Origin of the sequence: Providencia sp. M-27 (genome assembly GCF_011077905.1) — a bacterium.
Taxonomy (GTDB): Bacteria; Pseudomonadota; Gammaproteobacteria; order Enterobacterales; family Enterobacteriaceae; genus Providencia; species Providencia huaxiensis.
Window position 1 is genome coordinate 270,797 of the sequence record NZ_JAALBT010000007.1, and the last position, 6,555, is coordinate 277,351.

Annotated in this window: 4 protein-coding genes; 3 read left to right on the forward strand and 1 reads right to left on the reverse strand. The window is 39.5% G+C overall.

The features are described from left to right. Nucleotides 1-5: 5 nt before the first annotated feature. Entirely contained in the window at nt 6-635 is a 630-nt protein-coding gene (locus tag G6Q48_RS12655) for a fumarylacetoacetate hydrolase family protein (RefSeq protein ID WP_102139494.1), read from the reverse strand. A 430-nt stretch (nt 636-1,065) separates the two neighbouring features. On the opposite strand from G6Q48_RS12655, the gene hpaR reads away from it, so the two are divergent. The 3 genes from hpaR to G6Q48_RS12670 all read left to right on the forward strand — a co-directional run. After that, on the forward strand, nt 1,066-1,521 hold the full coding sequence (gene hpaR, locus G6Q48_RS12660; protein ID WP_102139493.1) for a homoprotocatechuate degradation operon regulator HpaR: 456 nt from the start codon (nt 1,066-1,068) through the stop codon (nt 1,519-1,521). 705 nt (nt 1,522-2,226) lie between these two features. After that, nucleotides 2,227-3,900, forward strand: coding sequence for a ShlB/FhaC/HecB family hemolysin secretion/activation protein (locus G6Q48_RS12665; RefSeq protein ID WP_166266784.1), 1,674 nt, complete (start codon nt 2,227-2,229; stop codon nt 3,898-3,900). Nucleotides 3,901-3,924: 24 nt separating this feature from the next. Continuing rightward, nucleotides 3,925-6,555: filamentous hemagglutinin N-terminal domain-containing protein (locus G6Q48_RS12670; protein ID WP_166266786.1), on the forward strand; the 2,631-nt coding region annotated here is incomplete at its 3' end.

Sequence of the window (6,555 nt, forward strand, 5' to 3'; positions counted from 1 at the left end):
AGACATTATTTTCCTCCTGCTGCCACAACGGTATTTTTCAGGCTAGGAAAGCCTTCCGCTTGGATAACCACTTCATCACCGGGTTTGATGGTGACACGTTGCTGTGGTGTGCCGAGTAGGATCACATCCCCTTGCTTTAAGGTGGCAAAGTCACTTAATGCAGCCACTAACTCGCTAGCATCGCGGATCAGATCTTTTGTTGACCAGCGATCCGCTTCTTTGCCATTCACTAGAGTGATGATATCAACAGGAGTATTCAGTGAAGTTGCTACCATTTCACCGATTGGGCAGAAAGTATCACGGCATTTGGCTTTAATCGCAGGACGATAAAATGTGTCTTCTGGCAAGCTCACTTCATTTGCCAATGCAAACCCAGCAATAAATTGATGTGCATCTTCTTTGCTGACTTTACGTGCATTTTTGCCGATTACCAAAGCAAGCGTAGCGCCACTTTGCACTTCTTCACCTGCGGGATGCAAAATTTGCTCGCCTGAATTGATACGCGTATTACGCGGCTTAATAAACCACACTGGGGTTTTCGGCGGGGTTTTATAAGGGGCTTGCTGGAATGCCTCGAGCCAATGGCTAAGCTGGCTTTGATGATTGAGGGCAACGGCAAATACAGTGCCTTTCATTGACAACTCCTTAATGAAAAGAATTCAACTTTCGAGTAATTATTAACATATTAATAAAGTATATTTTTTAAATTAGCAATAGGTTTATGAAAATGTTAATTTTAATTGTGATCTCATTAACACAATTAAGTTATCTTTCTGTAAGATGCTGTTATAAAAGAATTTATTATTTTTTCAATTTTTTTTGATTTACAAAAAATTAACTTTAAAGTTGGATTTTAAATTATTTACTCATTAATATTTTAGGGTTTTTCTTTGAGATTGTTATTTGGGCGTGCTACTCTTAATTAAGGCAAATTGGTGATGTGGAAATTCATGGTGATAACCAAAGGTTTCACTAAAGCATTGGGCCAATAAAGCAATGTGGCAGCCGCCATAAAATACCTAAATTGGGCTAAATAACGTTAATTAAGTGGTGAGTTTTAAGCTTATGCATGAATCATTGACAATTGCATTATTGCAGGCAAGAGAAACCGCAATGGGTTTTTTCCGGCCGATATTAAAGTCGTATAATTTGACTGAACAGCAATGGCGTATCATTCGCGTTTTAGCTGATAAGCGTTCAATTGATTTTCATGAATTATCAGTCCAAACCTGTATTCTGCGCCCAAGTTTAACGGGGATCTTAACCCGTATGGAGCGTGAAGGTTTAATTTTCCGCTTAAAACCGTTGAATGATCAGCGAAAATTATATGTCTCTTTGACTCCTGCGGGGCAAGAGTTGTATGACAAAGCACGGCAGGAAGTGGAAGAAGGTTATCAAAAAATCGAGCAGGCTTTTTCGCCAGAGAAAATGCAGCAATTGACCGCACTGTTGGATGAGTTAATCGCTTTAGAGAGCCCAGATTATAGTAATATCGCTGCTGATAAGAGAAAGAGCGCCTAAATTTTCGTCATATTTCGAGCTCTAGTTGTGTTGGCTTCTTTCGGCTATTTGGGTCACATACTTGTGTATGCTCCCCAAACTATCCTCAATTGCTGCCTTGCTAGAGTTCGAACTATTTAGAAATTTAATTATTGGTCATATTTCGGTTATTTGGGTCACATACTGATGTATGCTCCCCAAACTATCCTCAATTGCCGCCTTGCTAGAGTTCGAGCTATTTAGAAATTTAATTATTGGTCATATTTCGGTTATTTGGATTACATACGACTGTATGCTCATCTGGCTATCTTCAATTGCCACCTTCCTACAATTCGAATTATTTTAAATATAGTTATTACTTAAATAATTCACTTTTCCGTTTAGATTCACTGAAGTTGAACTTCACTTATATTTATTAGTTGAGTAGTCAATCCCTCACTGTCATATCTTATTTGTAATAGTGAAATTATTTATAGGTTGCTTGTGACAAATTCTTCAGAAAAATCATTCCCAATAAAATCAAATGATTGATTTTCAGTGCATAGAGCCAATGATTGTTATCAATTGCAGTTTTGTCGAATTAATAAACTTAAAAAATACAAAAAAACACATTAAAAATGAAAGTATTAATTTTTAGTCATGGTGGATTTTTTTTATCTAAAAACAGTTAATGAGAATAAGTTACATTACGGTAAATTTACTGTTCGTAACGAAAATTTAGATAACATGACAAAATATCAAATTATGTGGCGTTTATTATACTTATCGTTGTTTATGATTTCGCCCTATGGCTACACAGAAAATCAACTACTCCCCTCTGCACAGGAAAGTGTTCAATTTGAACAGAAACAACGGTTAGAGTCAGAGTTAATCCAACGTAATCGATTGGAAAAACAAAGCACTATTTCCATTGAAGATGCATTGCCATCTCCTTCCCAAAATGAAATATGTTTCCTTATCAGTGAGATCCAATTTGTCGGTGCCACACAGCTTACGACTAAAACTCAAACTCAGTTAACCTCATCTTATTTAAAACGCTGCCTCACACTGAGTGAAATACAAAAGCTCACCAAGCATGTAACTAATTACTATATGGAACAAGGGTTTATTACCTCTCAAGCCATCATTCCTGAGCAAGATTTATCCTCACATCAATTGTTATTACAAGTGATTGAAGGGCATGTTGAAACTATCGAGATTGAAAATTCCCCTGAGCGTTTAGTTCATCAAATATTTCCTTATCAACAAGGCAAAATATTAAATCTACGGCATATTGAACAAGGGTTGGAGCAACTCAACCGGTTATCGTCCGCTAAGTACACTATCGATATCCAACCAGGAAGCCAAAATGGCTACTCTCGGGTTATTATTCATCAACAAGGGAAAAAATGGCCTATCACGAGCCAGTTGAATCTCGATAACTCGGGTATGGAGGCAACGGGAAAACAGCTGCTTACCGGCGGTTTAACGGTAGATTCCCCATTAGGGTTTGGTGAGCAGTGGTCAGTCTCGGGCAATACCGATATGGATGGAAGTGTATCCCACCATAACCGTTATATCGTTGCGAATGTGAATGTGCCTTATGGTTATTGGTCTTACCGTTACCAATTTTACCGTAACAGTACGTTACAACCGTTTTATGCATCGGGTCAGCAGTACCGTTATGAAGGCAAAAATACCAACCAACAGCTTGATATCAGTCGCTTAATTTATCGCGATGGGAAGCAACGGCTTACACTGCAAAGTAGCTTAAAACATAAAAATGCCAACACCCAGTTAGCTTCCCAAACCTTGAGTATCAGCAGCCCAACTTTAACCTCGCTCTCATTTACCCCGCAGTACAGCACCACGCTTGGACAAGGTTACTTTACGTTTAACCCTGCCGCTGAATGGGGAATATCCGCCTTTGGCGCCTCACTGGATACCCTCGCGAAAGATTCACCGCGCAGCCATTACCGCAAATTCAGTCTAAGCAGCAGCTATCAGTATTTTTTCTCTAATGGTTTGACCTATTTAACCTCATTTTACGGCCAATACTCGCCCGATAATTTATACGGTATTGAACGCATAAGTATTGGAGGCCAGTACTCTGTCCGTGGCTACCACGAGCAGTCTTTAAGTGATAACCGAGGCGGATATTGGCGTAATGAAATTAATAAAGACATCGCCAATACGGCAATTGGGCAACTGCGTTTTATCGGGGCTTTAGATTACGGGTTTATTGCCTCAGATAAATACCACGTTGAACATGACACCCTAGCGGGGGGAGCCGTTGGTCTCTCTTTTACAGGCAATAGCCTAATTTATTCTCAGTTTCTACTCAGTAAGCCTTTGCATTATCCCTCACAACTTAAACCAGACAATTGGTCGGCTTATTGGTCGGTCTCATTTTCTCTGTAGCTTTACGTTTTTAAAGGATTATTTATGCTAAATGAACAATTACCTTCTCGCTCAAAGCGGATATTAAGTTACACCATTATTTTCTTAACTGCAGTCTACCCCTTACATCCCGCTTGGGGAGCCGCCATGACGGCAGCAGATAAAAACACCCAAATCAGCCAACAAAATAACGTCCCGATTATTAATATCGCCGCACCGAATGGGGCGGGAATATCCCACAATAAATTTCAACAATTTAATGTGGATAAACAAGGTGCGGTACTCAACAACGCCACCACTAATGTGAATTCCCAAATTGCAGGGCAAATCAAAGCCAATGCCAATTTAAAGGGAAATGCCGCTAATCTGATTATCAACGAAGTTACCGGCAGTAGCCGCTCAGAATTACAAGGTAAGTTGGAAGTAGCAGGCAAAGGGGCGAATGTCTTAATTGCTAACCCGAATGGGATTACCTGCAATGGCTGTAGCTTTGTGAATACCCCAGCGATTACCTTGACCACGGGAAAACCCATTCTGGATAACAAGGGGGCATTGTCTGCGGTTGAGGTGAAAAAAGGCAGTGTGGTTATTGGCGCCAATGGCCTGAATGCCGAAGCACAAACCTATGCCGATATTATCAGCCGCGCCACCGAACTAAATGGGCAAATCAAAGCCAAAAACTTGACCTTGATGCAAGGCACCAACCGTGTCGATTTTCAAAAAGGCACCGTAACACCGATTGCGGGTGAAGGGGCAAAACCCAGTATTTCGGTAGATACCAAAGCACTGGGTGGGATGTATGCCAATCAAGTGAAATTGGTGAGTACTGAATCAGGGGTGGGGATTAACCTCAGCAATGTGCAAGCCAACCAACATGACCTGACGTTAACCGTCGATGGAAAAATTACTCTTGCGGGTAATATCCAAGGGAAAAAAGACATTAATGTCAGCACCAAAAACCTGCAAATTAACGCCAATGCCAACGTGAATGCCGCCAAAGACATCACATTAGCCACCAACACCCTCACCAATAACGGGAAAGTTATCGCTGGTAAGGACATGCGAGTCTTTGCTGATAACGTCAGTAACACAGGAAATAGCGCACTTATTCAGGCACAAGATAATCTGTGGATACAAAAAAATGCCAAGGGGGATTTGAGTACGCTGATTGAGAATAAGTCAGGGACGATAAAGACCAATGCGGGGGACTTGGTTGTTCGGACAAAAAAACTGACAAATACGGCGAATGCATCTCCAATAGAAATTTCCAATATCAATGCGACTACCAGTGATAAAAATGGCACTTATGTATCTTCTTTTTTTGGTACTAGGCAAGGAGTTGTATCAATTATTTCACTCTACCCTCGATTAGAAAATTTTCCCTATAAAAAATGGTTTGGGGAGATGGATTTGATCAGCAATGACAGCATTAATGTTGAAAGAAAACAGTATTTGAATCTGGGAAATATTGGGACTATCGCATCAGGAAAGAATGCCTATATTAATGCAAACGATTTAGTTAGTGATTTTGGAAAAATTGCAGCAAAAAACAATGTGATATTGACAGGACAAAATGCATCAATATCCTCTTTTAACTCAGGCAAGTTAGATCTTTGGTATAAATATGATACATCTAATGTAGATTTAGGAAAATTTGCAGATGAAAGTGATGATGATGGAACTTATGATATTTTTTATGTTGGTGAGCCGGTAGACTTTAAATTAATCGATAAACTTTATTCTTGGGCTCCCGAAGCCTTAAATTATAAAACGGTATCTGCTGGAAATAATGTTGTTCTTGATTTTAAAAACGACATTAATCTTGAAAGTAAACTTCCTAATACTGAAAAACCCATAGCAAAAATAGTACAAGTAGGTAATCCATCTTTTGCCATTACTGCAAAAAACATTGTCTTAAATTCCAATAATATAAATATTTCTACCAACTTACAGTCTGAAAATGATCTGTCTATTATCGCTGGTCAAAATATCAATATTCATGATGCACAGCTGATTGCAAAACAATCACAGAGCCTAATTGCCAACAACGACCTTAATCTCAAACAAGTCAATTTAACGGCTAAAGACAGTACCTTGATTGCGAAAAATGGCGATCTTCAATATAGCTTAAATCCTGTCTCTGCGTTTAAGGATAATGTCTTATCTCCTCCGGTTATCAACGCCGCAAACTCGTTACATATCCAAGCGGGTAAAAATATCACTTTTGATAATGCGCAGTTAGCCAAAACGAATAAACTTACCCTTAGTGCTAATGACAATATTTTTATTCGTCGTGATGAATCTAATTTAATGAAACTCGCGGCTTCAGAGCCTGTCGCCAATATCAATGCGTTACTCACAAAAACAGGAAATTGGGCAAGTTCAGGGGAAATAAACCTCACCGCTGGTAAAAATATTGAAGCGCATGGCATTGCCTTCAACAGTGGAAAATCACTGACGTTCAATGCAGGCGAAGATATTTTGTTAGACTCAAAAGCGATTAAAGATGTCGATAATGTATTCAAGACCAATCGCTACCCAGAGCTACGCTCACAACTCATCGCGGATGGTAATATTACGTTAAATGCAGCCCGTGATATTGACTTGCAGTCGGCTAACCTTCAGTCCAAAGACAAAATTATTGCACTTTCTGGCCGTGATCTTAAATTAACCGCT

Bases quoted from the DNA above. Each gene is read 5' to 3' on its own strand.
- G6Q48_RS12655 (WP_102139494.1), bottom strand. From the start codon at position 635: ATGAAAGGCACTGTATTTGCCGTTGCCCTCAATCATCAAAGCCAGCTT.
- hpaR (WP_102139493.1), top strand. From the start codon at position 1,066: ATGCATGAATCATTGACAATTGCATTATTGCAGGCAAGAGAAACCGCA.
- G6Q48_RS12665 (WP_166266784.1), top strand. From the start codon at position 2,227: ATGACAAAATATCAAATTATGTGGCGTTTATTATACTTATCGTTGTTT.